This is a genomic window from Streptomyces sp. NPDC044061, assembly GCF_056434305.1.
Window position 1 is genome coordinate 1 of the sequence record NZ_JBWKFL010000152.1, and the last position, 2502, is coordinate 2502.

Below are 2502 nucleotides of genomic sequence, written 5' to 3' on the forward strand. Positions count from 1 at the left end.
GCGGATACTTTCTGGGAGCAGCCATGGTCACAGGTCCTTTCATGAGAACCATCTGACCCGCTGTCACCTCACTCCGCATCTCGGGGGAACCTCAGTCAAGCGGGTTCGGGCGGCGCGTGGACGGTGTCGAACAGCTGCGTCCAGGCATGCCGCCAGGGCCAGTTGCGGGGCAGGTGGAGGGTGAGGCGCCGGGCGGAGCGGGCGATCCTGGCGGGGACGTGGACGAGGTGGGCGCGCAGGGTGGCGGTGGTGGCTTTGGCGTGGAAGGCGGAGGCCAGGGCGCCGGTGGCCCGCAGCAGGTTGTAGGCCATGGCCCACAGGGTGAGCCAGGCGGCGTTGGCGTGGAAGTGCCCGGACGGCAGGTGGGCCAGGGCAGAGTTCTTGCTGTCGGCGATGACCTGCTCGACGACGGCGTGGTGGCGGTGTTCCCGCTCGGCCTGGAGGGTGGGGGCGGGGTTGTCGGTGAAGAACGGGTGGTAGCGCCAGACGGGGAAGAGTTCGCCCTGCTCGGCGATGGTGGCGGGTTTGGCCAGGTCACGGACCCGTCGCACGATCAGCCGGGCGGTGACCCGGTCTGCTTTCTTGCGGCCGGCGAACGCGGTGTAGGCGGGTATCTCGGCGACTTCGGCGTCCGAGATGAGTTCGCCGGTGTCGGGGTCGGGCAGGGCGGTGGGGTAGGTGATCTGCTGCCAGGCGGTGTCGTCGATGGCGGCGATGGCCCGTTTGATGGAGGGGTTCATGCCGGTGGTGAGGGAGAAGCGGGCGCCGGCCCGGCGGCAGGCGGCGATGACGCCGGCGTTGTAGAACTGCGAGTCGGCGCGCAGGATGCGCAGGCCGGTGCAGCCGGCCTCACGGGCGGTGGCCAGTGCCTCGCTGACGAATTTCGGGGCGCCGCGGGAGTCGGCTGCCTTGCCGCGGCGCATCCGCACGGTGGCGATCAGCGGTCGGGAGGTGGGGGTGCAGATGGTGGCGAGCAGGGGGTGCAGAGTGCGGATCCCCTTGAACCGGCCGTACTCGGCGCCCTGCTTGGTGCGGCCGTAGACGCGTTTGTGAGTGGAGTCGACATCGATGAACGCCTTCTCGCCGGAACCGGGCAGCAGCGGGGTGTGCGCGGCCAGCGCGACCAGGAACTGGCGGTGCACCGCGTGGAGTTGGAGGGCATGACCGTGGGTGAACGCGCGGAGGAAGGTGCCCAGCGTGGACGGGGCGCGGATCCCGCCGAACAGGGCCGGCATCGCACCGTGCCGCAGGACGTGCAGGTCGTCGATGCTGTCCGCACCCGCCGCCATCCCGGCCACGATGCTTGCGACCTTGGCGTCCGCCGCGGCGCCCGCGCTGTTCTTCGCCCCGCTCAGCTTCACCTTCTGCGCCGTCAGACGGGCGAGCCCGCATCGCTCAGCCAACCGCATCACCGGGACCAGCCCGGCATGCGCGATCAGATTCGCGTCGTCGAACGCGGCGGAGACCGCCGCAGGGGTGTGGGAAACTTGCATCTCGGAAGTGCCTTGCTGATTGTGCGTGCTGGAAGCCTCAAGAACTCCCATCATCGCAGGTCACAAGGCACTTCCTCGTTTTCTTGAGACTTGTCCACAGGTACTACGTCGATGGATCAAGGCTTAGCCGCGCATGCGTGGCATCTCGCCTGCGGCCGGGCGGCGGCCTGGTGACCCCGTCGGGGGCGAAGCAGGAGTGGTGGCGTGCTGTATGCCGACGGCGGATGTGGGTCGCAGGTCCTCCGAGGCGGTGCGGGCATGGGAGGCCGGGTGTAGGGGCCCGGGTGTCTAGGCGGGGATGGCGGCGGCCTGGGCGCGGACGAACGCGGCGGCGTTGGGCGCGTAGGCGTGCCACTTGTGTTCGCCTGCGCGGCGGGCGCCGCGGGCGCGGGCGAGGTGCTCGCGGTGGCGGCGGATCCAGAAGGCTCGGGTCTTCATCTCTTGGGTGATGCGGGCGGCGGAGCGCTCGCGTTCAGCCTGGCGTTCGTCGACTTCGTGTTGTACGCGTCGCAGGGAGGCGGCGCGGCTCGCCTGCCGGGAGCGCTCGGCGTCGGTGAGCAGGGCGGGGTCGTGGTCGAACGTATCCTGGTTGAACGCTGCGTCGGTGCGGTGGCGGCCGCCGTAGAGGTAGTACCGCTGGATGGTCAGGTGGGGCGTGGCCGCGACGTGCTGGGTGACGATCTCCAGCAGTGCCGCGCCGTTGCGCAGGGCGGTGTCCAGGGTCTGGATGATCGGCGCGAGCTGGGTCTCGGCGTCGCCGGCGAGGAGCAGGCCGCCTCCGGCGTAGAGGATCTCGGTGCTCTGCTCGGTCTCGGTGCCGTTGCAGGAGTGCACGACACGGATGAACTTGGTGCCGGGGGCGTCGTAGGCGATGGCGGCGTGGAGGTGGGTGCGTCCGGCGGTGGTCTTGGAGAGCGTGATGGTCATGGGCTTTTCCTCGGGTGGTGTGGGGCCCGGGACGGGCGGCGGCGGGCGGCCTCTGGGGAGCGGGACGGTGGTCACCGCTCCC

At 70.3% G+C, this 2502-nt stretch carries 2 protein-coding genes; both read right to left on the reverse strand.

The window, feature by feature from the left end; translation table 11 throughout:
* Positions 1-95: 95 nt before the first annotated feature.
* A complete protein-coding gene (locus AC07CM_RS50690) occupies positions 96-1493 on the reverse strand; it encodes an IS1380 family transposase (RefSeq protein WP_478883327.1) in 1398 nt (465 codons plus the stop codon).
* Between the two features lie 288 nt (positions 1494-1781).
* Positions 1782-2420, reverse strand: a complete 639-nt coding sequence (locus tag AC07CM_RS50695; protein WP_478883328.1) for a hypothetical protein — start codon at positions 2418-2420, stop codon at positions 1782-1784.
* Positions 2421-2502: the final 82 nt, after the last annotated feature.

Bases quoted from the DNA above. Each gene is read 5' to 3' on its own strand.
- AC07CM_RS50690 (WP_478883327.1), bottom strand. From the start codon at position 1,493: ATGCAAGTTTCCCACACCCCTGCGGCGGTCTCCGCCGCGTTCGACGAC.
- AC07CM_RS50695 (WP_478883328.1), bottom strand. From the start codon at position 2,420: ATGACCATCACGCTCTCCAAGACCACCGCCGGACGCACCCACCTCCAC.